Origin of the sequence: Dyella sp. C9, from assembly GCF_003332825.1 — a bacterium.
Classification (GTDB): domain Bacteria; phylum Pseudomonadota; class Gammaproteobacteria; order Xanthomonadales; family Rhodanobacteraceae; genus Dyella.
Window position 1 is genome coordinate 214,744 of the sequence record NZ_QIRF01000005.1, and the last position, 24,745, is coordinate 239,488.

The following is a 24,745-nucleotide window of genomic DNA, read 5'->3' on the forward strand; positions in this document are numbered from 1 at the left end:
CCCACCGAACATCTGATCTGCATACACCTGACTGCATGAATGCCGAGGAGGCAGCATCATGAAACGCAAGTGGCATTTACCCTGCCTGGCGGTATGGGTGGCGTGCGCTGCCGCACCCGCCTGGGCACTTGACGATACCAAGCCGGCAGCGGCACAGGCGCCCGCCGATGAAGCGCCTGCGGTGGAGCCGTCGGCTATCCATGCGATAGACCTGATGGCGCAGAAGCTTCGTTCGCTCAAGTCCTTTACCGTGGTTGCCAACATCACCAACGAGGACGTGCTGCAGTCCGGGCAGAAGGTCACCTATGGTGGCACGGTGACCTACAAGGTGCGTACGCCCGACCGCTTCTTCGCGTCGGTGGACAGTGATCGCAAGCAACGCAGCTTCTACTACGACGGATCGAAGTTCACGATCTATGCGCCGCGCATGCACTACTACGCCCAAGAGCCCATGACCGGCAGCGTGGCCCAGCTCGTGGATACGGCCCAGCAGAAGTACGGCATCGACATGCCCCTGGCCGATCTCTTCTATTGGGGCACGGACAAGGCGCCGACCTCGGCGATCCAGTCGGCCACGGTGATCGGCCCGGCCCGCATCGGAAAGACCGAGTGTGACCACCTGCTGATGCGCCAGTCCGGCGTGGACTGGCAGCTGTGGATCTCAAGGCAGACCCTGCTTCCCGCCAAGCTCGTCATCGCCAACCTCGACGACCCGACGCAGCCCGAGTACTCGGCGACGTTCCAGTGGGATGCCGACAGCCAGCTCGCCGACAGCGCGTTCACCTTCAATCCGACCCCGGAGGATCACCCGATCAAGATCGCCGAGGACACGCAGGCTAAGGAGGCGTCGCCATGAAAAGCTGCATTGTCTCCCCCCGAATCGGCCTGTACGGCGTCGTACTGCTTGCCACGGCCTTCCTGGTGCTTCCCCCTGCACTGGAAGCGGCGCGCGGCGGCCCCCGCGGTGGCGGTGGAGGTCGGGCCATGGCCAGCCAGCCGCGCGCCAGTTCGCGCTCGTCGATCAACGCGCAGCCCCGTGGCAACTACGGCGGCGGTGGCGGCAACCGCAACTTCAATGGCAATGGCAGTGGCAACCGCAACATCAACAACAATCGCAACGTGAACCGGAACACCAATGTGAACGTCAATCGCGACGTGCACGTCGATGCCGACAACGACTGGGATCACCACGGCTGGGATTACCACCCGGTGGCTACCGCCGCCGCAGTGACCGCCACGGTCGCGGTGACCTCCGCGGTGGTCGGCTCGATCGTGAACTCGGTTCCGCCAAGCTGCCAGACGGTCGTGTCCAACGGCGTCACCTATTCCCAATGCGGGAATACCTGGTACCAGCCCAGCTACTCCGGCAGCCAGGTCCAATACGTCGTCGTCAATCCGCCTTATTGAGGTGGCGCGCTCGACCACCCACCGGGCCCGGCGCCTGGTGGGTGGCGGTGCTGCCATGCGCGGTGGCCACCCTGCGCCTGGTCTCTTATCCATCACCGCGCTACATCACCAAGGCCATAGCCGAGAGTTTGCAATCGAAGTCGCCGCGTAGCGAAGCATCGCAGCAGCACTGAGAGCGCGATGGGCCATGTGGGCTGCTGCCCGCCACGCGACCTCGCACGGCATCGACTTCATCTTCACGCAGCGACTGTGCTCTCGCGACCCGATGTTCACGCAATTTTTTTGCGTCGGCTAGACGCGGCATCGGGTACTAAGTTGGTGGGGAATCGAGCGCGTTGGAGTCATCCTGAACAAGGGACGTGGCGCCATGAACCATATCTACAGGCTGTGCTGGAATCGCTCCATCGGGCAATGGGTCGTTGCATCGGAACTGGCGAGCGCCTGGTCTGCAGGCGTCACCCGCACCCGCACCAAAACACACAAGCGCTTGCTGGCGCTGTCATTGCTCGCGGCGTCCCTGTTGGTGGTCACGGGAGCCTACGCGGGCACCAACCCCAGCGGCGGACAAATCACCGACGGCGTGGGCCGCATCCAGCAATCGGGCGATACGACCACCATCCAGCAGAGCAGCCCCACGCTGCAACTGAACTGGCAGAGCTTCAATCTCAGCCAGGACGCGACCGTCGATTTTCTCCAGCCCAGCGCCAGTGCGATTGCGGTCAACCGCATACTCAGCACCACGCCGAGCGACATCTATGGCCGCCTCAATGCCAACGGGCAGGTGTGGCTGATCAATCCCAGCGGCATTCTGTTCGGGCCTAGTGCCCAGGTGAACGTGGGCGGCATCGTCGCTTCCACGCTCGACGTTGCCGCCAATGGCCTTGGCGGCAACAGTGTCTCGTTCAGCGGCCCTGGCAAGGGCAGCATCGTCAACCAGGGCGCCATTACCGCCGCCAACGGCGGCTATGCGGCGCTGCTCGCCAACCAGGTATCCAACCAGGGTGCCATCAGCGCGCACCTGGGCACCGTGGCACTCGCGGGCGGCAGCGCGGTCACGCTCACCTTCGACAACGCACAACTGGTGCATGTGCAGGTGGCCGCCAGCACGCTTAACAACCTGGCGGAGAATCGCCAGCTGCTGGTGGCCGACGGTGGCCACGTCATCATGACGGCGGGAGCGCAAAATACCCTGCTGGCCAGCGCGGTGAACAATACCGGCAAGATTCGCGCGCAGACGGTGGAGAATCACGATGGCACCATCACCTTGCTCGGTGGCATGCAGGCCGGCGTGGTCAATGTCGCCGGCACGCTCGACGCCAGCGCCCCGAACGGTGGCGACGGTGGCTCCATCGAGACCTCGGCGGCGCAATTCCATCTCGCCGCGGATGCCCAGGTAACGGCGGCCGCACCGCACGGGCGCGCCGGCAGTTGGCTGGTGGACCCCACCGACCTGACCATCGACCCGGCCGCGGCTACCGCGATCTCCTCCACGCTGCAGGGTGGCACCAGCGTCATCGAACAGACCACCGCCGACGGTACCACCGGTGATGGCGTGCAGTCGCCCGGTGCGGGCGACATCAATGTCAATGCGCCGATCAGCTGGACCAACGCTGCGGCCAACCTCACGCTGGAAGCCCTCAACGCCATCAACGTCAATGCGGCGATCAACGGCGCGGGTGCGGTCACGATGCAGGCCAATGGCGCCAACCTGACGATTGCCTCGGGAGCGTCGATCGTAGGCGGCGCAGGCGTGATCCTCACCACGTCGGCCAATTTCGTGAACAACGCGGGTAGCGCTGCGGTGAGTACCGGCACATCGTCACCGTGGCTGATCTACTCCACCAACCCCACGCTCAACACCACGGGCGGACTGACACCCGACTTCATCCAGTACAACACCACCTATCCCGACCAGCCGGTGGCCTCCGGCAATGGCTTTCTCTATACGCTCGCGCCGGTGGTCAACTACACCGGACTGACCGGTACCGTCAGCAAGGTCTATGACGGCACCACCGTCGCCAATCTCACCGGCGCCAACCTGCTGGTGACCGGACTGGTCAACGGCGACAAGATCACGGCCGCCACCGGCTCCTATGCCACGGCCAACGCAGGCACGCAGATCGTGGTCAACTCCCCGACCTCGGTCGCCCAGGTCACCTTCATGGATTCCACGGGAACCATTCCCGTGTATGGCTACCGCGCCACGGGCACGCCATCGAGTTCGGCCATCGGCACCATCACGCCCGCGCCCCTGACCGCCACCATCATCAACAACCCGACCAAGACCTACGATGGCTCCGCCGCGGCCTCGCTGACGTCCATCAACTACAGCTTCACCGGCTTCGTGCTCGGCCAGGGCGCCACCGTCAACCAGGCAAGCTCGGTCAACTACAGCACCGCCACCGCGGGTACCGATATCCCGATCACCGCGACCTTCACCTCGACCAATTTCGTCGCCAACAGCGGCACCCTGCTTTCCAACTACACCTTGCCGGCCTCCGCCACCGGCCCCGGCACGATCAACCCGGCGCCCGTGCAGATCAGCGGATTGCTGGCCAACGACAAGGTGTATGACGGCACCACCGCCGCCACGCTCAATACCAGCGACGCCGCCTTGTACGGCGTCATCAGCGGCGATGTGGGACAGGTGGGCCTGAGCTCGACCTCGGCCGTGGGCAACTTCACGACGCCCAACGTCGGCACCGACATCTCGGTGATACCCAGCGGGTTCGTGCTGACCGGCGCCAAGGCCGTCGACTACCAGATCATCGTGCCGCTCTACCTCACCGCCGACATCACGCCCAAGCAGCTGACCATCACCGGCGTTACCGCCAACAACAAGGTTTACGACGCCACCACCGTCGCTTCGCTCAACCTCGGCGACGCGAGCATTTCCGGTGTCATACCCTCGGATGCTGGCAATGTGACCCTGTCGACCACCGGCGCCACCGGCAATTTCAGCCAGTCCGACGTGGGCAACAACCTGCGCGTATCCGCCTCCGGGATGACCCTGGGCGGTTCGGCCGCGGGCAACTACACCCTTGCGGCACTGGCCGGCGTGACGGCCGACATCACGCCTGCGCCCTTGACCATCACACTGCTGAAGGACCCTGAGAAGGTCTACGACGGCAGCGTCACGGCGGTGCTGGACGATACCTACTTCACGGTCACCGGATTTGTCGATGGCCAGAGCGCCACCCTCACCCAGGGCAACGTGGTCTACGCCACACCCAATGCCGGCACCGGTATTCCGGTGACGGCCACGCTCGCTCCGTCCGACTTCACGCCGGCTGCGGGCACGTCGATCTCCAACTACACATTCCAGACCACCATCTCCAGCCCGAGCGGCATCATCGATCCGGCCCCGCTGCTGGTGAACATCGTCAACAATCCCACTAAACAGTACGACGGCGACAACACCGCTTTCCTCACGTCGAGCAACTACGCGGTCGTGGGCGTGGTGCCGGGCGAAACAGTGAACCTGAGCCCCGTACCCGCCACGGGCGAGTACGCGACGCCCAACGTGGGCTTCCAGGGCGTCACGGCGTCGCTGGACTCGACGGACTTCTCGGCCGGCGCGGGCACCCTGCTGTCCAACTATGTGCTGCCGAGCACCGCCATCGGCCTCGGCACCATCGTGCCCAAGCCGATCAGCGCCGGCCTCAATGCCGACATCATCAACAACCCGTCCAAGACCTATGACGGCACCACCGTCGCCACCATCGCGCCAAACGATTTCACCCTGAGCGGCTTCGTGGGTACCGACAGCGCCGTGGTGTCGCAAACCATCACCGGTCAGTACGCCAGCAAGAACGCCGGCACCCAGCCGGTGTCGGCCACGTTGACCATGGCGGACCTCACCGCCGGGCCCGGCACCGACCTCAACAACTACACATTCCCCGTCAACGCCTATGGCACGGGCACGATCATCCCGGCCACGCTCATCGTCGACATCATCAACAACCCGACCAAGGTCTATAACGGCGACAACACGGCACGGCTGGGAAGCTCCAACTTCCAGATCGAGGGTTTCGTGAGTGGCGAGGGCGCGACGATCACGCCGAGCACGCAATTCAACTACTCCAGTGCGAACGCCGGCAACTGGCTCGTCTCCGGTCCATTGGTACCAAGCAACTACACCGCCAACGCCGGCACCCTGCTCACCAACTACACCCTGGCCACCATGGCCTCCGGAATGGGCACGATCACCCAGGCGCCGCTGTACATCATCAATGCCTACGCCACCAACAAGGTCTACGACACCACCACGGCCGACACGCTGGATGTGAGCACGGCCACATTGGCCGGCCTGGTGGGTACCGATGTCGGCGACGTCACGCTCAACACCTCCACCACCGGCACCTTTGCCAGCGCGAACGTGGGCACCGGCATCGCGGTCACCGCGAGCGGGTTCAGCATCTCAGGCAGCGCGGCCGGCAACTATGCACTGCAGCCGATCGCGGGACTGTCAGCCAATATCACGCCCGCACCGCTCTACGTGGTCGGGGCGGTGGCGAACAACAAGGTCTACGACGGCACCACGCTCGCCACGATCAATGCCACGGGTGCCACGCTCTCGGGCGTGCTTGGAACCGACCAGGTCTCGCTGCTGGCGGCTCAGTCCACCGGGTCGTTCATCACTGCCAATGTCGGCAACAACCTGCTGGTACGCACCAGCGGATTCACGCTTGCCGGCGCGCAGCTGGGCAACTACACCCTGGTCCAGCCCTCGGGCCTGACCGCCAACATCACCCCGGCACCGCTGACGGTGGAGATCACCGGCAACCCGATCAAACAGTACGACGGCACCACCTCGGTCACGCTCAGTCCGTCCGATTACACCATTACCGGCTTCGTCGGCAGCCAGAGCGCCACCGTCACGCAGGCTGCATCCAGCAATTACCTGTCCCCCAATGTCGGCACCAACATCGGCCTGCAGGCGACGCTGGAGATCTCCGACTATGTGGCTGGCTCGGGGACGATCCTTTCCAATTACCAGCTGCCGCAGCTGGTCACAGGCGTCCACGGCGAGATCACGCCTGCGGTCATCAACCTCACCGGTACCCGTGTGTATGACGCGACGACGGGTGCCGATGCCAGCATCTTCGCCAATGGCGAACTCGTCGACGGCGTCAACGGCGAGACCCTCACCCTGAGCGGCTCGGGCGTATTGACCAGCAAGAACGTCGGCTTCCAGGTGCCCTTCGCCAACCTTGGCACGCTGGCTCTTTCCAATGGCACCGGACTGGCCAGCAACTACACGCTGACCGGTGGCACCGACTGGGTCACCATCACCCCGGCCGTACTCACCGTGCTCAATACCACGGCAGCCAACAAGGTCTACGACGGCACCACCACTGCAGCCTTGTCCAACGCTCTGCTGTTTGGCGTGATAGGCAGCGACGACGTCGTGCTTGGCAACGACACCACCGGCAACTTCAACAACAAGAACGTCGGCACCGACAAGCCGGTGTCCACCAGCATGACCATCTCGGGCACCGATGCGGGCAATTACACGCTGGTGCAGCCCACGGGCATCACGGCCGACATCACCGCGCTTGGCATCACGGTTTATGCCCAGGGCATCAACAAGGTCTACGACGGCACCACTACGGCCAACGTGACCATGAGCAGCCCGGGCGTGGTGGCGGGCGACAACATCACCTTTACCGACACCTCGGCCAATTTCACGCAGGCCGATGTCGGCAACAACATCACCATCAACGTGCTCGGCATCGGCGCCACCGGCGCGGACGCGGGCAACTACACGCTGCTCAACTCGACTGCGCAGACGGCGGCCAACATTACGCCGTTCATCCTCAACCTCACCGGTAGCCGCGTTTACGACACCACGGCCGACGCCGACGCCACGCTGTTCGGCAACGACGGCGTACTCAGCGGGGCCAATGGCGAAACCCTGACGCTTTCCGGCACCGGCCTACTGGTGGACAAGAACGTAGGCAACCAGAAGCCCTTTGCCACCGACGGCCTGGACGGCTTCACGCTCACCGCCAACGGCACCGCCAAGGTCACCAACTACAGTCTGGCCGGTGGCACCGACTGGGTCACCATCACGCCGGCCACCCTGACCGTCGCCGACACCATTGCCGACAGCAAGGTCTACGACGGCACTACCACGGCCACCCTGCACAACTCGGTGCTGGAAGGCGTGCTCGGCAGTGACCAGGTCACCCTGGCCAACGACCAGTACGGTCAGTTCAACGACAAGAATGTCGGTACCGACAAGCCGGTCACCACCAGCATGACCCTGAGCGGCACGGATTCCGGCAACTACGTGCTGGTGCAGCCCACGGGCATCGTGGCGGACATCTACGCGCTGGGCATCACCGTCGATGCCAGCGGCATCAACAAGGTCTACGACGCCACCACCAATGCCACGGTCAATCTGAACAGCCCCGGCGTGGTGGCGGGCGACGACATCAGCTTCACCAGCACCTCGGCCAATTTCACGCAGTCGAACGTCGGCAATGGCATCACGGTGAACGTTGCCGGCATCAGCGCCACGGGCACCGATGCGTCCAACTACACGCTGCTCAACACCACGGCCTCGACCACGGCCGACATCACGCCGTATGTGCTCAACCTGCAGGGCAGCCGTGTATACGACGCACTCGCCGACGCCGATGCCAGCCTGTTCGGCAGCAACGGCACGCTGACCGGGGTCGCCGGCCAGACGCTGACGCTGTCGGGCACGGGAGAGCTGGCCGACAAAAACGTGGGCACTCAGAAGCCCTTCGCCAGCAATGGCCTGAGCGGCTTTACGCTGACAGGCATCGATGGCGCCCTGGCCAGCAACTACACCCTGGTCGGTGGCACCGATTGGGTAACCGTGACGCCGGCAACGCTCACCGTCATCGATACCACGGTGGACACCAAGGTCTATGACGCCACCACGGCAGCGACCCTCAGCGGTGCCACGCTTTCGGGCATCCTGCAGTCGGATGCGGTGACGCTGGGCAACGACACCAGCGGCACCTTCAGCGACAAGAATGCGGGCACCGGCAAGGCAGTGACGGCCGCCACGATGACCATCAGCGGCACCGATGCCGGCAACTACGTGCTGGTGCAACCCACCGGCCTGACCGGCACGATCACGCAGCGGCCCATCACAGTGGACGCCACCGGACAGAACAAGGTCTACGACGGCACCACCGCCGCCACGGTAACCCTGGCCAGCACCGGCATCCTCAGCGGCGACAGCGTGAGCTTCAACTACGGCTCGGCCAGCTTCACCAGCCCCAATGTGGGCACGGCCGTCCCGATCAACGTCAGCGGCATCACCGGCAGTGGCACCGACGCCGGCAACTACAGCTTCAACAACACGGCCACCGCCAATGCCAACATCACACCCGCCGTGCTCAACCTGACCGGCGTGCGCGTGTATGACGGCAGTACCAGTGCCATCGCCAGCCTCTTTGGCAACAACGGCGTCATCAACGGCGTCGATGGCGAGACCCTGACGCTCAGCGGCACCGGCACGCTTTCGTCCAAGGACGTAGGCAACCAGATCCCCTTCGCCACCGGTGGCCTCACCGGCTTCTCGCTGCAAGGCAACGGCACCGCGCTGGCCAGCAACTACACGTTGGCCGGCGGCATCGACTGGGTGACGATCACGCCGCTGGCAATCACCGTGACCGCCACCGGCCAGAACAAGATGTACGACGGGACCACGGCCGCAACGGTCAACCTGGCCAGCAGCGGCGTGCTGGGCGGCGACAGCCTGACTTTCAGCTACGGCTCGGCGAACTTCACCGATCCCAACGTCGGCACGAGCGTTCCGATCAATGTCTCCGGCATCAGCGTAAGCGGCACCGATGCTGGCGACTACACCGTCAACACCACGACCACCACCAGCGCGAACATCACCCCGTACATCCTCAACCTGCACGGCTATCGCGTGTACGACGGCACCACCGATGCCGATGCCAGCCTGTTCGGCAACGATGGCGTGCTCACCGGCGTCAACGGCGAGACACTCACGCTTACCGGCGTTGGTACGCTGGCGAGCAAGAATGCAGGACTGGCGCGTCCGTTTGCCTACGATGGCCTCAATGGCTTCACCCTTACCGGCGACGGCTCGGCGTTGGCCAGCAACTACACCTTCATCGGCGGCACCGCCTGGGTGACCATCACCCGCAAGACGCTCACCGTCGACGCCATTGGCCAGGACAAGGTCTACGACGGCACCACGGCCGCCACGGTGGACCTCGATGTGAGCGGCGTCGTTCCTGGCGACAACGCCACGTTTTATTACGGCAGCGCTACCTTCGCCAACCCGAACGTGGGTGCCAACATCCCCATCAGCGTCACCGGCATCAGCGGCAACGGTACCGATATCGGCAACTACACGTTCGCCGGCACGGCGAGCACCAGCGCCAACATCACCGCCTACATCCTCAACCTGACCGGCACGCGCGTGTACGACGGCACCACCCAGGCCGCTGCCGGCCTGTTCGGCAACGCTGGCGTGCTGACCGGCGTGAACGGCGAGACGCTTACGCTCAGTGGCACTGGCACGCTGTCCACCAAGAACGTTGGCAACGAACAGCCGTTCGCCTCCGGCGGCCTCGACGGATACACCCTCACCGGCGACGGCTCGGCCCTGGCCAGCAACTACACGCTGGCGGGCGGCATCGACTGGGTGACCATCACACCGCTGGCCATCACGCTGACCGCCACCGGGCAGAACAAGGTCTACGACGGCACTACCGAGGCGCGGGTGACGCTGGGCGAGACCGGCGTGCTTGCCGGCGACGACGTGAGCTTCAATTTTGCCGCCGCCAACTTCACCAACCCCAACGTCGGCAACGGCATACCGATCCTGGTCACCGGCATCACCGGAAGCGGCGCGGATGCGGGCAACTACAGCTTCGTCAACGCGATGAGCACCAGCGCCAACATCACGCCGGCCATCCTCAACCTGACCGGCATCCGGCCCTACGACGGCACCACCAACGCCAGTGCCATCCTGTTCGGCAACAACGGCGTCATCCAGGGTGTCGACGGACAGACCCTGACCTTGAGCGGCACGGGCACCCTGTCTTCCAAGAACGCCGGCAGCGAAGTGCCATTCGCCACCAACGGCCTCAGCGGCTTCACGCTTACCGGCAATGGCGGCGCAAGCGCCAGCAACTATACGCTGGCCGGCGGCATCGACTGGGTAACCATCACCCCACTGGCGTTGACCTTGAGCGCGACCGTACAGGACAAGACCTACGACACCAGCACCGCAGCCACCGTGGGCGGGCTGACAGTCACCGGCCTGCTCCCCGGCGACAGTGCCAGCTTCACTTATGGCGCTGCCAACTTTGTGACACCCAACGCCGGCGACAACATACCCGTACTGGTGACGTCCATCGTCGGCAACGGTTCGGATATCGGCAACTACACCTACAGCCCCACCGCGATACTCAGGGGCAACATCCTTCCGGTGATACTGAGCCTCACCGGCACGCGCACCTACGACGGTGCTACCGACGCGGCGGCCAACCTGTTCGGCACCCAGGGCCTGCTGACCGGCATCGACGGCCAGACGCTGACCCTCGGCGGAAGCGGCACCCTGGCGACGAAGAACGTGGGGCAGCAACAACCCTTTGCATCGGGCGGGCTCTCCGGCTTCACGCTCGCTGGCAACGGCAGCACGCTGGCCAGCAATTACACGCTGGGTGGCGGCATCGACTGGGTCACCATCACGCCATTGGCCATCACCATCAGCGCTACCGGCCAGAACAAGACCTACGACGGCAACACCTCCGCCACGGTAAACTTGGCATCGTCGGGCATCGTCCCGGGTGACCAGATCACGCTCAGCGACCAGTCGGCTCAGTTCAGCAGCCCCAACGCCGGCAACAACATTCCCATCGCGGTCAGCGGCATCACTGCCAGCGGTGCGGATGCCGGCAACTACACCTTCAACAACGCGGCAAGCACGCAGGCCAACATCACGCCGGTCGTGCTCAATCTCACCGGCATACGCGTCTATGACGCCACCACCAATGCGGCGGCCAGCCTGTTTGGCAACAGCGGCGTGTTGCAGGGCGTGAATGGCGAAACGCTCACGCTCAGCGGGCTTGGCATGCTGTCCACCAAGGACGTCGGCACCGACCAGCCCTTTGCGGCCGGCGGCCTCAATGGCTACATCCTTACCGGCAACGGCACGGCGCTGGCCAGCAACTATACGCTCGCCGGCGGCTATGACTGGGTGACCATCACGCCCGCCACGCTCACCGTGACGGGCACCACGACCAGCAACCGGCCCTATGACGGCACCACCGTCGACAACCTGAGCGGCTCCACACTTGCCGGCGTGCTGGGCACCGACAGCGTGACGCTGGGGAACGACACTACGGGCAACTTCAACGATCCCAATGTGGGCAACGACAAGCCGGTCAACACCAGCATGACCATCAGCGGAGCCGACGCCGGCAACTATGTACTGGTGCAGCCCACCGACCTCACGGCCGACATCACGGCCCCGATCACGCCAACACCGTTTGTTCCCACAGGCCTGCTTGCCAGCACGCAGAACCTGTTGAGCCCGTCCGACGTGGCCACGCCTTACGGCACCGCAGACCCAAATGCCCAGGGTGGCTACACCGGCAACCAGAAGCAGGAGGCGGACCATCCGCTTGAACGCAACCGCAGTCGATCGGACTTCCCATCCAGGCTCCCGGTCAGCGTGGTCGATGGCGGTGTGAGGCTGCCTGCGAATGCCATGCCGTGACGGACCCGCTGGAACATGCCGTGCCACATAACAACAACCGATAGCCAAGGCTTGTGCTTATGACCCCGATGCGTCGCAACGCTGTCCGGATAGCTCCCCTGTGCGTGGCCCTGTCGCTGGCGATGGGCGCTGGCGCGGCCCACGCGCAGGTGCGGACGCCACCCAACAGCGGCCAGATCCTGCAGGAAGTACCCAAGCCGAGCACGCAGCCGCCGCCCTCCAACCTCGGGCTCACCGTGGAGCCACAGCAGAAGCAGAACCAGGCGGACAACACCACGACGTTCCTGGTGCGCACGATCCAGATCACCGGCAATACCGAACTGCCCACCGACATGCTTCACGCGCTGGTGGCCGACGGCGAGGGCAAAAACCTCACGCTACGCGATCTCAACGCGCTGGCCGACCGGATCAGCGACGCCTATCACAAGCGCGGCTACCCTCTGGCCACCGCCTACGTGCCGGCGCAGACCATCAAGGATGGCGTGGTACGCATCGACGTGGCCGAGGCGCGCTACGGCAACGTGACGGTGAACAACCGCAGCACGGTCAGCAACAGCCTGCTTGGCAGCACGATTTCCCCGCTGCAGTCGGGCCAGCCCGTCACCGAGTATTCGCTGGAGCGATCGCTGTTGTTGATGTCGGATATTCCCGGCGCAACGGTCAATTCCACGCTGCGTCCGGGCGAGGCCGTGGGTACGTCCGACCTTGCGGTCGACGTGACGCCGCAGCCTCGCTACACCGGTGAAATCGGTCTCGACAACTATGGCAACACGTATACCGACCCCGTGCGCGCCGATGGCGATTTCAGCGTCAACGGGCTGTTCCATCACGGCGACGTGTTTACCGTCAGTGGCGTGACCTCGGGCAGCGGCATGAAATACGGGCGGGTGGATTACCGCTTCCTGCTCAACGGATGGGGAACCACGGTGGGCGCTACCGTCTCAGGCCTCGACTACAAATTGAAGGACGACCTGTCCGACCTCGATGCCCACGGCACGGCGACTGTCCGAGGGGCGACGCTGGCGCAGCCGATCATCCGCAATACGCGGGGCAACCTGTACCTGCAGGTGGAGTACGACCATCGCCGGCTCTACGACGACATCGACATCATCGACCTGGAAAACCATCGCCACAGCAACAGCTGGACCGCCACCCTTGCCGGCGACCAGCTGGACTCGACCGGCATCACCAACGCACGCGTGTCGGCCACCTATGGCCACCTGTACCTGGACAATTTCCAGACCGAACTCATCGACTACCTGGGCGCGCAAACCGCGGGCAGCTATACCAAAATCACCTATTCGATCTCGCGGCTGCAGCAACTCAACCCCACCAACGCGTTCTACCTGGGTTTCCTGGGGCAGCACGCCAACAAGAACCTCGACTCGTCCGAGCAGTTCTACCTGGGGGGCCCCGACAGCGTGCGCGGCTATGAGGTCAGCGTGCTCGCAGGGGCTGAAGGCAACCTCGCAACCATCGAATACCGCCATGACACCAGCATCGCGCTGTTCCCCGGCAGATGGCAGTTCTCGGTGTTTGCTGACAGTGGCCGCATCCAGCCCTACAAGAACGACTTCCTCGCCGGCCCCAACAGCGCACGCCTGAACAGCGTGGGCGTGGGCTTCCACTGGAGCGGCGCCGGCGGATGGATCGTGGCGTCCAACGTGGGCGTGCCCATCGGCAACACACCTCAGCTGCTGGGCAGCACCGCCTCGCCCGCGTTTGCACGCTTCTGGTTCGAGGTGCGCAAGGGCTTCTACTAGCCCCTCCGGGGCGCCGCGCGACTCGCGGCGCAGCTGTCGTCCATTCAAGAGCGGACCGTTCCTGCCGATGCAGTTCGGTAGGGGTGGCGTGGGCCGCACAGGCCGCGCCACCCGCACCCTTGGTCGAGGACGGTATGACAGTAGCCTTACGCACCGCAGCTTTGTTGATCTGGCTCGGCATCCCGGTGTTCGGGTATGCGGCTGAGCTGACGGTTCTCCCCCCTGCCGATGGCGGGGCCATTCCGGCTGATGCGGCATCGGCTGTGCGTTGCGACTTGCACAGCCCGGCCTTCAGCCGATGCCTCGCCAGCGCTGGCCCTTATGCCGTGCGCCGCGATCCGGTCAGGCCGCAGGCCGTGGCCGCGGTGAGGGTCACCGTGCGCAACCAGCTCACCGGCGCCGTCGACGATGCCACCGTGCTCGCGGCGAACGGCCGCGAGATCAGCGACACGGTGGGCAACCTTCGTTTCGCACTGACCGTGCAAACCGCCCCGACGGGTGACCTCACGCTGCAGTTCCGCTACGACGACGGCCACGGGGGCAGCGCCTCGGAGGCCTTAACCGACGCCGAGCCCCATGTACTGTCGCTGGAGCACGCCACGGTGACGGTGGCGCGGCTGTAATTCCGCCGTTCGCTCTTGCTGGCGGCGATTCCGTTGTCCACAACGCGGCGGACCGCGGGCTCACGGATCACGCATCGCCGATGCCTCAGCGGTTCCACACGTCGACGCCCTGCAACAGCTTTTTCGCCAGTCGTGGCTGGCGCAGTTGTTCCAGCCACCAGTCCAGTGCCCTGCCAGGGTGGCTTCCCCGCCAGCCCACGTAGAGACGGTTGGGGTCGCGCGGCGCCGCCATGCACCTTTCCACCAGTTCGCCCCGCTTGAGCAGCGATTGCACGCGCTGGCGCGGCAGCCAGCCCACGCCCAGGCCCTCGCGCTGGGCCAGGATCTTGGCGCGCATGCCCGGCACCGCGAGCGTGGCCTGGCCTCCGGCGACGCCAAAGCTCCGGCTGTCCAGGCCACGCGCGGTATCGGCCACCACCACGGCACGATAAGGCAGCAATTGATCCTGCTCCAGCGGCTCGCTGGCCTTGGCCAGGGGATGACGCGGCGACACCGCGAAGACCCAGTCCATCACGCCCAGTTCGGTCCAGCGCAAGTCGGGAATGCCGGGCGGCGCGTTGGTGGCACCGATGACCAGGTCGGCCCGTCCGTCGCGCAGCGCCTCCCAGGTGCCATTGAGCACCTCGTGGGTAACCCGCAGCAACACGCCGGAATTCAGCGCATCGAACGCACGGATCACCGGCAGCAGGGTCTCGAATTCCAGGATCTCGTCGGTGACGATCCACAGGCGGTCTTCCCAGCCTCCGGCCACCTGCCTGACCCGGCGGGTCAGCCGCGAGACATCCTGCGCCAGGCGTGCCGACTCCTGCGCCAGCAACTGCCCAGCGGGCGTGAGCTGCATGCGATAGCGCCGGCGATCGAACAGCAGCGCGTCGAACCGGGCCTCGAGCTGGCGCGCCGCATGCGAAACGGTCGAGGGCGCCTTGCCCAGCAACTGGGCCGCGCGGGAGAGGCTTCCTCGGCTCTGGATGGCCTGAAGCAAGGCCAATTCGTCGTCTGACAACATGTTCGACACCTTCGAACGTGTGCACCGACGCCATGGTACGGCAAAGCCCGCGGCCGGGCGCAGCATGCTCCCCGTTCCCACCCCAAACCTCTTTCGGAGCACACACCATGAACCGTTTTGCAGACAAGACCGTACTCGTGACCGGCGGCAACAGCGGCATCGGCCTGGCCGCCGCCAAGGCCTATGCCGCCGAGGGCGCCCGCGTGGTGATCACCGGCCGCGACACCCAGGCACTTGCTCAAGCGGCCGATGCGATCGGCCCGAAGGCCATCGCGCTGCGTAGCGATGCGGGTTCGCTGGCCGACGCCAGGGCGCTGGCCGGCGAACTGGCGGAACGCGCCGTTCGGCTGGATGCAGTATTCATCAACGCGGGCGTCGCCAAGTTCGCCTCGCTGGAAAACGCAGACGAAGCCCTGTGGAACCAGATCTTCGACACCAACGTGAAAGGCCCCTACTTCCAGCTGCAGGCCCTGCTGCCCCTGCTCAACCCTGGCGCGGCCATCGTCATCAACGGTTCGATCAATGCGCATATCGGCATGCCCGATACCTCGGTGTACGCGGCGAGCAAGGCGGCCCTGGTCAGCCTCGCGCGCACGCTGTCGGCCGAACTGCTGCCACGCGGCGTACGCGTGAACGTGGTGAGCCCCGGGCCGGTGAGTACGCCGATCTACAACAAGCTTGGAGTGGACGCCGCCGCGCTGGAGGCGGTCGCCGGACAGATCCAGGCACAGATCCCGCTGGGGCGCTTCGGCACGCCGGAGGAAATCGCCGCTACCGTGCTGCATCTCACCGCGCGCGAATCGTCCTTCATCGTGGGCACCGAAGTGGTGGTCGACGGCGGCATGAGCCAGCTGTGAGATGCGCCACCTGGCCCTCCTGTAGGGCCAGGTGGCGGCAGCGCTGCACCATCAGCGCAGCCGCCCGGAATCGATCAACTGTTGCAGCGCGCCCGGCAACGCCATGTCGCCGGGCAGTTCGGGCGCCGGGATGGCGGCGCCCAGCGTGGTTCGCAGGGGTATCACGCCGGCCCACACCGGCACGTGGGCTTCGTCGACATCCGAGGGCGGACCGGTGCGCACCTTCACCGTGGCCTCCTCGATGTCCATCCAGAGCACGGCGGTGGCGCGCACTTCCTTCTCGGTCATGGGACGCAGCGTGTCCCAGCGTCCGGGAAACAAGCCGTCGGTGAATGCGCGCAAGGCTTCCGCCCTGGCTTGGAGATCCTCGATCACGTGTGCCGTGCCGAACAGCATGGCCGAGCGGTAGTTCACCGCATGATTCAGCGCCGAACGGGCCAGCACATAGCCATCGACCAGGCTGCAGGTGACGCAGGCCGGCTTGCCGTCCACCTGGCGCAGGAAACGGCTGCCGATCGAACCGTGCCAGTACAGCCGGTCGCCCTTGCGCCAGTGCATGGTGGGCGTCACGAACGGTGCCCCGTCGATCACGTAGCCGATGTGGCACAGCGGCGCCGCGTCCACCACGGCGTGCACGTCCTCGCGCCGGTAGCTGCCCAGTTGGGGTTCGCGCCGGATGCGGCTGCGCTCGCTCCTGGGGAAGCAGTCGGCCTGCTCCGCTGTTGTTTCCGACATGAAAGGCCCCCCTCGCCACGGCCGAGTCCGTGACGGGATTTCATCCCGGCGGCCTTTCCTGATCCTTCCGTACGTGCCGGCGGCGGTCGTTCAGGAAGCAGCCACCGGATTGCCTTCCGGAAACCGCGCGATGGCCTGCTGCGCGGCTTCTTCCAACGAGTAGGCCACCTCGCTGAGGTTGCTGCCGCTGCTCAGGGTGGGATCGCGCGGCGTCAGCAGTTCGGGCAGCATCACCGCAATCACCGATCCATCGGGCATGCGATGGCGCAGGTCGCTGGCCAGGGTCTCGCAATCAGCGCGTTCCTTCTCGGGATCGGTACTGACGATGTAGGCGATGGATACCGCGTTGGGGGTGAGCTCCGGATGCGGTTCGGCGGCGAACGCCGCGAAGTCCTCGGCGGACACGTGCCGCGCGTCGATATGCAGGTCGCGCAGGATGCGCGTGAGCATTTCGGTGGCAAGGTCATCGCCCATCGAGCCCAGGCCCACGCACAGCACGATGGAGCCGGGCTCCACTTTGAGCGGCCCCTGCCAGCGCCCGCTCACGTCCTCGCGCTGGCGGCGCAGCTGGCGGCCGATCGAGCTTTCCTCCAGCACCGAGCTGCGGTGCCGGCGGCGCGCCCATTTGCGGCTCTCGCCGCTGATCGACTCGACCACTGCCACGATCACCTTGCGCACGGTGGCCTGCTGTTCGCGATTGATGTTGCCCTGGCGCAGGTCGGCCCGCGCCAGCTGCATGGCCGGCAGCAGTACCGCATCGCAGTAGTTGGCGAAGCTCTTGCGCTTGAGGAACACCCGCGCCTCGCCAATGATCTCCTCCGAGTCGCCGGACAGCGCGCGCTGGTAAAGGCGCTGCGGCATGGTCAGCGCGGGCGCGTCGCCCAACATCACATTGAGCAGGTCCAGCGCCTTCACGTGGCGACCGGCCACCACCAGGCACAGCGTGAGCGGCGTGGACATCAGCAGGCCCACCGGGCCCCACAGCCAGCTCCAGAAAATGGCCGATACCACCACGGCCAGCGGCGAGAGCCCGGTGGTGTGGCCGTACAGGAACGGCTCGATCAGCTGCGCCACCACCAGCTCGATCACCCCGTACAGCACCAGCGTCAGCACCAGCAGTTCCCACCCGGGCACCACCGCGGCGGCGAACACCGCCACCAGTGCCGCCACCAGCCACACGCCGACATAGGGCACGAAGCGCATCGCAGCAGTAAGCGTGCCCCACATCGGCGCGTTGGGCACGCCGATCACGGTAAGCCCCAGCCATACCGCCACGCCCACGCCAAAGTTCACCGAGAAGGTGGACAGGAAGAAGCGCGACAGGCGCTCGCCCGCATCGTTGATCGCCGCGGTGGTGGCGCGCAGGTCCGAACCACCCGCAAGGCGGATGAAGCGGTCGCGCAGCGACTCATGCTCCAGCAGCACGAACACCAGCACCACCAGCACGATGCCCGCGGTCTGCAGCGGTATCCATGCCGTGGATACCACGCGCGTCATCACGTCCATCGGGGTGGAAGGCGTGTGCTCATGGGTCTGTGCCGCCGCTGCCGGCGGCGCGGCGGTCACGCCGGAATACACGGTGGGAAACACCGGCGCGGTGTGCCCGTCGGACTGGTCCATTACCCGCCCCACTTCACCGCGCACGAAATCCAGCCGCCCCACCGTGAGCGAGCGCAGGGTCTGCACCTTGGCGTGGATGGTCGCCTCGTACTGCGGCAGGCTGCGCACCGTGTGCAGCATCTGCGATCCGATCACCGTCATCAGCAGCGAGACGGTCACCACCAGCGCCAGCACCGCGATCAACACCGAGGGCCCGTGTCCCAGCCCGATGCGCCGATACAGGCGCACCCACGGCGCCATCAGCAGGCTGAGGAAAAACGCCAGCACGATCGGCACCAGCACTTCGCGCCCGAAGTACAGCAAGGCCAGCACAGTGCCGGCAGCCACGATGGTGAGTGCACGCTGCGCCGCCGACGTTACGGGCGAAGCGGGGGGAACCGACGACATGGGCGACCTCCTCGTCCTTCTATGCCAGGGCACATCAGCACGGCGCACGACCCGGCTCACGGCCCGCAAAGCATAGCCTCACGCCATCATCATGGCGTGCACGCGGTTCGCATCCCGCCCAACCAGCGGCGATCAGGCCGCTTCGCTTTCCAGCGGCAGGCGGCACAGCTGCCGCACGTCGAGCAAGGCGACGAAACCGCCCTGCCATGGCATCACGCCGTGCACGGGGTCGTCCTTGCGATCGGCGCCACCCGGCGGCGGCGGCGTGATGCCCGCCTTGCCGGGCGTAACGATGTCGCCCACCGCATCCACACGCAGGCCCACCAGGTGCGGCCCGTAAGACAGCATGACCAGGCGCACGTCGGCCGGGTCGCCCTCGTTCTCGCCCGGCAGGCCGAGCCGCTGCCGGCCATCGAGCACCGGCACGATGCGGCCACGCAGGTGGCGGATGCCGAGCAGGTCGTCGGCCGCACCGGGCACCGGCGTCAGCTCGCCGTCGCGGATCACTTCGCTGACCTGGGTGAGCGGCGCAGCGTACATCTGCGCGCCAAGGCGGAAGGACAGCCAGCGTTCGTCGGCGATGAGGTTCTGGATCGTGGTCAAGGACGGCACTCCCCGGCGATGCGCCGGCAGATCGCCGCGCGCCTTACGGCCCGTGTTCGGGCGGTGTGGCGCGCGATGCGGTTACGGTGAGGGTGGCCGCCGCTCCGGTGGGCGCGGCAGCTGCGCTGGGGGTATTGGCCGGACGGGCCAGCATCACCTGGTTCACCGGCGGGGTGGCGCCGTCCGCCCGGGTGATCACCGGCATCGCTGGCAAGGTGCCCGCGGGCACGCCGGCCGTGGCGGCAACCGCGGGCGTCGCGCTGGCGTCGTCGTTGTCGGCCATCTGGGTGGCGTGCGCGGCATCCTGGTAGAAGCGCTTGGGTGCATTCTCGTCGCTGAGCACCACCACCAGCACGCGGCGGTTGTGGTTGCGACCGTCTTCGGTGGTGTTGTCGGCGCTGGGACGGTATTCGCTCCAGCCGACGATGCCCAGCCGCGAGGGATCGATGCCCTGCTCCGAGAACAGGCGCGCCACGCTGGCCGCGCGGGCCGCCGACAGTTCCCAGTTGGACGGATACAAGGCGGTGTTGATCGGCCGGTCATCGGTGTAACCCTCGATGCGCACCGGGTTGGTGAACGGCTTGAGGATGCCGGCGATCTCGTTGAGCACGCCCTCGGCCGGATCGGACAGCCTGGCCACGCCGCTGGAAAACAGGATGTCGGTACGCAGCTCGATCTCCAGCCAGCTGGTGGTCTTGCGCACCACCACCATGTCCTTGTCGATCAGCGGCTGCAGCGCGCGCTTCACCTGGTCGCGGATCATCTCCAGGTTGCGCTGCTGGATGCGTTCCAGCGCCACGCGCGCATCCACCGCGCGCACCGGCGAGGGGCGCTGCGGAATCGGAACGCTCACCGCCACCGTGGCGGCACCCGGCTGGCCCGGCGGCGAGGCCATGGCCGGATCGACGTTGTGCGGCTGCACCTTGGCCTGCGGCATCGGGGCGATCACGTGGCTGGAGCCGTTGAACGCCTCGATGATCGACTCGGACATCACGCGGTACTTACCCTCGTTCACCACCGAGACCGCATACATCACCACGAAGAAGGCGAGCAGCAACGTCATCAGGTCGGCGTAGGGGATGGCCCATGCCTCGTGATTGACGTGATCCTCGTGGTGTTTCTTCTTTCTCACGTCGGCGTCCTTACGGCAGGTAGCCCTGCAGCTTGGCTTCGATCTGGCGCGGGTTGGAGCCCTCGGCGATGGCCACCAGGCCCTCGATGAGGATCTCGCGCATCTGCGTCTGCTTGTGGATCAGGCCCTTCAGGCGCGCCGACATCGGCAGCATCAGCAGGTTGGCCAGCGCCACGCCATAGATGGTGGCCACGAAGGCGGCAGCGATGCCGTGGCCGAGCTTGCTGGGGTCGGCCAGGTTCTGCATCACCGCCATCAGGCCCATCACCGCGCCGATGATGCCCATGGTGGGCGAGAAGATGCCGGCGTTCTCGAACACCTTGGCCGCGGCCATGTCGGTGTGCTCGCGTGCATCCACTTCCACCTCGAGCACGCCGCGGATGGCGTCCGGCTCGCTGCCGTCCACCAGCAGCTGCAGGCCCTTGCGCACGAAGGTGTCGCTTTCCGAGTCGATCTGCGGCTCCAGGCCGAGCAGGCCCTGGCGGCGCGAGATCTCGCTCCAGCCCACGATGCGGCTGATCAGGTCGGACGGCTGGTGTTGCGGCGGCTTGTACACCATCGGGAACATCGCCAGCGCATGCTTGAGCACCTTGCCCGGGTTCTGCACCAGCAGCGCGGCCACGGTGCCGAGGAACACGATGACGAAGGCGGCCGGATTCCACAGCGCTTCCACGCTGGAGCCCTTGAGGATGGTGCCGACGATCACGACCACGAAGGCCAGGATCGTGCCGATGAGACTTACCAGGTCCATGTCAGGTGCTTACCCGAAGAGAAGGAAGAAGTTGGCCATCGCCACCCGCGAGGCCGGCCAGGTCCATCACCAGCGCCAGGCGACCGTCGCCGGTGACGGTGGCGCCCGCCACCGCGGGCCCGCCCTCGCACAGCGGACCCAGCGGTTTCACCATCACGTCCTCGCGGCCCAGCACTTCGTGCACCAGGCAGCCCAGGCGCAGATGGCCGATGTGCAGCACCACTACGTGGCCGCCGGAAGGTCCGCCCACGCCCACCCAGCCGCCGAGGTCGGCCAGCGCCAGCGCGCGACCGCGGTGCGCGGCCACCACGCGTCCATCCAGCTGCTGCTTCTGGCCGGGCGACAGCTCGAACACTTCCTCGACGTTGCTCAGCGGCAACGCCAGCAGGCGTCCGCCCACGCGCACCATCAGCACACGCTGGATCGCCAGCGTCAGCGGCACCGCCAGTTCCAGCGTGCTGCCGCGACCCAGCTGCGAGCGCACCTGCAGGGTGCCGCCCAGTTCGGCCACGCGGGTCTTGACCACGTCCATGCCCACGCCGCGGCCGGAGATGTCCGAGACAGTGGCGGCCGTGCTGAAGCCGGGGCGGAAGATCAGTTCATAGCATTCGTTTTCGCTCAGGCGCGCGGCCTGGGCCTCGTCGATCACGCCCTTTTCCACCGCCTTGCGGCGCAGGACATCGGGGTTCATGCCGCGGCCGTCGTCGGACACGGTGATGACGATGCGCTCGCCGCGCTGGCTGGCGCCCAGGGTGACCGTACCCTTGCGCGGCTTGCCGGCGCGCTCGCGGTCCTCTGGCATTTCCAGGCCGTGGTCGAGCGCGTTGCGGATCAGGTGCACCATCGGGTCGGCCAGCGCCTCGACCAGGCTGCGGTCCAGGTCGGTGCCCTCGCCTTCCTGCACCAGCTCCACTTCCTTGCCGAGCTGGCGCGACAGGTCACGCACGATGCGGGGGAAGCGCTGGAACAGGCGGCCGACCGGCTGCATGCGCATGCCGAGCACGGCGTTCTGCAGTGCATCGGCCACGCGGTCCAGTTCGCTGGCGGCAAGCGCCAGGGTTTCGTCACCGTGGCGGGCGGCGAGGCTGAGCAGGCGGTTGCGCACCAGCACCAGTTCGCCGGCGCGATGCACCAGGGCATCCAGGCGCGCGGTGTCCACGCGCACGGTGGCTTCCGGTGCCGGTGCGGCGTGTTTGGCCGCCGGCGCGGAGGCCGGTGCCGGTGCAGGTGCCGGAACCGGCGCGGGTGCCGCGGCGGCAGTGCCGGCGCCGGGAGCGGAGCCCTTGCCGTGCAGGTTGTCCAGCAAGGCCTCGAACTCGTCGTCGCTGATGCTGCCCGCGGGTGCCGCTGGGGCCGGCGCCGCCGACGCACCACCGGGCGCGGAGCCCTTGCCGTGCAGGTTGTCCAGCAAGGCTTCGAATTCATCCTCGCTGATGCCGCCGGAGGAGGATGCCGAAGCCGCCGGTGCACCCGGCGCGCCGCCGTTGCCGTAAAGGCTGTCCAGCAGCGCCTCGAATTCCGAATCGTCGATGCTGCCGTCGGCCGGTGGCGCTGCCACCGGCGCGGCGACCGGCTTGGGGGCTGGCGGCGGCGTGGCAGCGCCGCCCGGACTGAGCCGCTGCAACAGGCCCGATGGCGGCATGCTCATCGCGCTGCCGCCGGCCAGTGCGGCCAGCATGTCGTTGAGCAGGTCCAGGGCCTCGAGCAACGCGTCCATGCGCGCCGCATCGATCACCAGCTGGCCGTTGCGGGCCACGTTGAGCAGATCCTCGGCGTGATGGCACAGCTGCACCATCGGCTCGATGGCGAGAAACCCGGCTCCGCCCTTCACCGTATGGAACGCGCGGAATACCGCGTTCAACAGGTCGGCGTCGCGCGGCGAGGCCTCCAGGCCGATCAGCTGATCGCCCAGGCGCTGCACCAGCTCCCCGGCTTCCACCAGGAAATCATTGCGCAGCTCGCTGTCCAGCGTGGGATCCATACTCAGGGCCTGCTCCTAAAACTCAGAATCCGAATTCGCTCAGGAGACGATCGGCTTCGTCCTGGCTGGTCACCTTGACCGGGCCGGCGGTGGCTTCGCCGGCCAGTGCGCCGGTGAGGCTCACCAACTCCAGCAGCGAGCTCTCCACGCTGCCGATGAAATTGACCACCTTCTTGATGCGCTGGCCGGACAGGTCCTGCCAGGACTGCGCCACCACGAAATCGGCCAGGCCGTCGCGGCAATCGATGGCGAAGCTCTGCGCCTGCTCGGCCAACAGGTGGGCGACGTCGCCCGCGGCGGTACCGTCGATCACGGCGGCGGCATTGGCAGCCACCGCCTCGGCCTGCGGACGCATGCGCTCGGCGAAATCGAGCGTGCGATGGGCGGCCTGCGAACTCATCTCCAGCACGTCCTGCAGGTGCTGGCGTGCGTCGGCGACGCTGCCCGGCACGCCTTCCTGCGCCAGGTCACCGCCAAGGCGGCGCACGGCGTCGTGCAGGTCGCGGGCCAGCAGGCCCAGCGCGCGGAACAGGCGGTGCTCGCGCTCGCGCACCAGCACGTCCAGCGCCTGCTCGAAGGCGGCGCCGTCGGTGCTGTTGAGCAGGTCGTGCAGCTCCGGCGGCAGGGCGCCGCTGGACATCAGAGAGACTTGGGCATTCATGCGGTGGCTCCGCTGGCGGCTAGGCGCTCGAAGATCTTGGACAGCTTTTCCTGCAGGATCGCGGCGGTGAACGGCTTGACGATGTAGCCATTCACGCCGGCCTGGGCGGCGGCGATGATCTGGTCTCGGTTGTTCTCGGCCGTGACCATCAGCACCGGCAGGCCCTTGAGCGCCGGCTCGGCGCGGATCGCGCGCAGCAGGTCGATGCCGGTCATGTTCGGCATGTTCCAGTCGGTGACGACCATGTCGAACGAGGTGCTGCGCAGCTGCGCCAGCGCGCTCTCGCCATCGTCGGCTTCCTGGATCAGGCTGTTGCTGAAACCGAGCTCGACCAACAGGTTACGTACGATGCGCCGCATGGTGGAGAAATCGTCCACCACGAGGATTTTCATGTTCTTGTCCAAACGCTTTCTCCGCTGAGCGTGTGTGTCCTGGATGTCATGGTCAGGAACGGGGATGGGTTGCGCCGGCGCGA

Annotated in this window: 15 protein-coding genes; 6 read left to right on the plus strand and 9 right to left on the minus strand. The window is 66.3% G+C overall.

Annotated elements, in window-relative coordinates; genetic code table 11:
* Positions 1-58 precede the first annotated feature (58 nt).
* The 5 genes from DVU99_RS09405 to DVU99_RS19720 all read left to right on the plus strand — a co-directional run bounded on the left by DVU99_RS09405 (position 59) and on the right by DVU99_RS19720 (position 14,537).
* Positions 59-856 (plus strand): DUF2092 domain-containing protein, encoded by a 798-nt coding sequence (locus tag DVU99_RS09405; RefSeq protein WP_114239948.1) that lies wholly within the window; start codon positions 59-61, stop codon positions 854-856.
* Positions 853-1,407 (plus strand): hypothetical protein, encoded by a 555-nt coding sequence (locus tag DVU99_RS09410; protein ID WP_232823532.1) that lies wholly within the window; start codon positions 853-855, stop codon positions 1,405-1,407. Before DVU99_RS09405 ends, DVU99_RS09410 begins: the two co-directional genes overlap by 4 nt.
* Positions 1,408-1,774: 367 nt before the next feature.
* Positions 1,775-12,151: a YDG domain-containing protein gene (locus DVU99_RS09415; protein ID WP_114239949.1), complete on the plus strand. Its 10,377-nt coding sequence runs from the start codon at positions 1,775-1,777 to the stop codon at positions 12,149-12,151.
* A 59-nt stretch (positions 12,152-12,210) separates the two neighbouring features.
* Positions 12,211-13,914: a ShlB/FhaC/HecB family hemolysin secretion/activation protein gene (locus DVU99_RS09420; protein WP_232823533.1), complete on the plus strand. Its 1,704-nt coding sequence runs from the start codon at positions 12,211-12,213 to the stop codon at positions 13,912-13,914.
* A gap of 326 nt (positions 13,915-14,240) precedes the next feature.
* Positions 14,241-14,537, plus strand: coding sequence for a hypothetical protein (locus tag DVU99_RS19720; RefSeq protein WP_157971393.1), 297 nt, complete (start codon positions 14,241-14,243; stop codon positions 14,535-14,537).
* An 85-nt stretch (positions 14,538-14,622) separates the two neighbouring features.
* On the opposite strand, the gene DVU99_RS09430 is transcribed toward DVU99_RS19720, so the two are convergent.
* Positions 14,623-15,543 carry a LysR family transcriptional regulator gene (locus DVU99_RS09430; RefSeq protein ID WP_114239996.1) on the minus strand — a complete coding sequence of 307 codons (921 nt, stop codon included), beginning with the start codon at positions 15,541-15,543 and terminating at the stop codon, positions 14,623-14,625.
* A gap of 107 nt (positions 15,544-15,650) precedes the next feature.
* Here DVU99_RS09430 and DVU99_RS09435 point away from each other — a divergent pair, with 107 nt between their 5' ends.
* Complete coding sequence (locus tag DVU99_RS09435; RefSeq protein ID WP_114239951.1) at positions 15,651-16,400, plus strand: SDR family oxidoreductase; 750 nt, start codon at positions 15,651-15,653, stop codon at positions 16,398-16,400.
* Positions 16,401-16,451: 51 nt separating this feature from the next.
* Here the strand turns inward: DVU99_RS09435 and DVU99_RS09440 are convergent, their stop codons facing one another.
* From DVU99_RS09440 to cheY, 8 genes are all read right to left on the minus strand, one after another.
* Entirely contained in the window at positions 16,452-17,135 is a 684-nt protein-coding gene (locus tag DVU99_RS09440; RefSeq protein ID WP_114239952.1) for a pyridoxamine 5'-phosphate oxidase family protein, read from the minus strand.
* A gap of 90 nt (positions 17,136-17,225) precedes the next feature.
* Positions 17,226-19,142 (minus strand): AI-2E family transporter, encoded by a 1,917-nt coding sequence (locus tag DVU99_RS09445; protein ID WP_114239953.1) that lies wholly within the window; start codon positions 19,140-19,142, stop codon positions 17,226-17,228.
* 132 nt (positions 19,143-19,274) lie between these two features.
* Entirely contained in the window at positions 19,275-19,745 is a 471-nt protein-coding gene (locus DVU99_RS09450; protein ID WP_232823534.1) for a chemotaxis protein CheW, read from the minus strand.
* Between the two features lie 43 nt (positions 19,746-19,788).
* Positions 19,789-20,877, minus strand: coding sequence for a flagellar motor protein MotD (gene motD, locus DVU99_RS09455; protein WP_114239954.1), 1,089 nt, complete (start codon positions 20,875-20,877; stop codon positions 19,789-19,791).
* Positions 20,878-20,887: 10 nt separating this feature from the next.
* On the minus strand, positions 20,888-21,628 hold the full coding sequence (locus DVU99_RS09460) for a flagellar motor protein (RefSeq protein WP_114239955.1): 741 nt from the start codon (positions 21,626-21,628) through the stop codon (positions 20,888-20,890).
* A gap of 1 nt (position 21,629) precedes the next feature.
* Positions 21,630-23,609, minus strand: coding sequence for a chemotaxis protein CheA (locus DVU99_RS09465; protein ID WP_114239956.1), 1,980 nt, complete (start codon positions 23,607-23,609; stop codon positions 21,630-21,632).
* A gap of 22 nt (positions 23,610-23,631) precedes the next feature.
* Positions 23,632-24,270: a protein phosphatase CheZ gene (locus DVU99_RS09470; protein ID WP_114239957.1), complete on the minus strand. Its 639-nt coding sequence runs from the start codon at positions 24,268-24,270 to the stop codon at positions 23,632-23,634.
* Positions 24,267-24,674 (minus strand): chemotaxis response regulator CheY, encoded by a 408-nt coding sequence (gene cheY, locus DVU99_RS09475; protein WP_114239958.1) that lies wholly within the window; start codon positions 24,672-24,674, stop codon positions 24,267-24,269. The genes DVU99_RS09470 and cheY overlap by 4 nt, the downstream gene beginning before the upstream one ends.
* Positions 24,675-24,745: the final 71 nt, after the last annotated feature.

What these genes read in the sequence shown, in the direction of transcription:
- DVU99_RS09405 (WP_114239948.1), top strand. Translation starts at nt 59, where the DNA reads ATGAAACGCAAGTGGCATTTACCCTGCCTGGCGGTATGGGTGGCGTGC.
- DVU99_RS09410 (WP_232823532.1), top strand. Translation starts at nt 853, where the DNA reads ATGAAAAGCTGCATTGTCTCCCCCCGAATCGGCCTGTACGGCGTCGTA.
- DVU99_RS09415 (WP_114239949.1), top strand. Translation starts at nt 1,775, where the DNA reads ATGAACCATATCTACAGGCTGTGCTGGAATCGCTCCATCGGGCAATGG.
- DVU99_RS09420 (WP_232823533.1), top strand. Translation starts at nt 12,211, where the DNA reads ATGACCCCGATGCGTCGCAACGCTGTCCGGATAGCTCCCCTGTGCGTG.
- DVU99_RS09430 (WP_114239996.1), bottom strand. Translation starts at nt 15,543, where the DNA reads ATGTTGTCAGACGACGAATTGGCCTTGCTTCAGGCCATCCAGAGCCGA.
- DVU99_RS09435 (WP_114239951.1), top strand. Translation starts at nt 15,651, where the DNA reads ATGAACCGTTTTGCAGACAAGACCGTACTCGTGACCGGCGGCAACAGC.
- DVU99_RS09440 (WP_114239952.1), bottom strand. Translation starts at nt 17,135, where the DNA reads ATGTCGGAAACAACAGCGGAGCAGGCCGACTGCTTCCCCAGGAGCGAG.
- DVU99_RS09445 (WP_114239953.1), bottom strand. Translation starts at nt 19,142, where the DNA reads ATGTCGTCGGTTCCCCCCGCTTCGCCCGTAACGTCGGCGGCGCAGCGT.
- DVU99_RS09460 (WP_114239955.1), bottom strand. Translation starts at nt 21,628, where the DNA reads ATGGACCTGGTAAGTCTCATCGGCACGATCCTGGCCTTCGTGGTCGTG.
- DVU99_RS09465 (WP_114239956.1), bottom strand. Translation starts at nt 23,609, where the DNA reads ATGGATCCCACGCTGGACAGCGAGCTGCGCAATGATTTCCTGGTGGAA.
- DVU99_RS09470 (WP_114239957.1), bottom strand. Translation starts at nt 24,270, where the DNA reads ATGAATGCCCAAGTCTCTCTGATGTCCAGCGGCGCCCTGCCGCCGGAG.